Source organism: Tritonibacter sp. SIMBA_163 (assembly GCF_046535935.1).
Classification (GTDB): domain Bacteria; phylum Pseudomonadota; class Alphaproteobacteria; order Rhodobacterales; family Rhodobacteraceae; genus Epibacterium; species Epibacterium scottomollicae.
Genome location: NZ_JAWJBP010000330.1, coordinates 1 through 278, shown reverse-complemented (window position 1 = coordinate 278; position 278 = coordinate 1). Strand labels below are relative to the sequence as shown.

General features: G+C 54.3%; 1 protein-coding gene. It reads left to right on the top strand.

The window, feature by feature from the left end; genetic code table 11:
- Window positions 1–82: 82 nt before the first annotated feature.
- A partial coding sequence (locus tag R0J92_RS22610; RefSeq protein WP_411053307.1) for a hypothetical protein occupies window positions 83–278 on the top strand: 196 nt, incomplete at its 3' end.

Sequence of the window (278 nt, the reverse complement as noted above, 5' to 3'; positions counted from 1 at the left end):
CTCTAACGATTTGTAATGTTTGGCGGTCGCATCGCGGAATCTCGGGTTAACCTCTGGTTAACCATCAGGAGATCGCCCGCGAATGCGCCATATCCAGAACAGTCTCAATCTCGCACAAGATTTCCCAGAAAAGTTGCTTTCGGTGCTCGACGCGGTCGAGTACCGCCGTATCGAGGATCAGGAAGACTTCGAGGATATTGCGCGTCTTCGCTACAAGTCCTACCGCGAGCGTGGGGTCCTTCCGCGTTTGGCAAGCAACATGCTCGATGACTCCGACC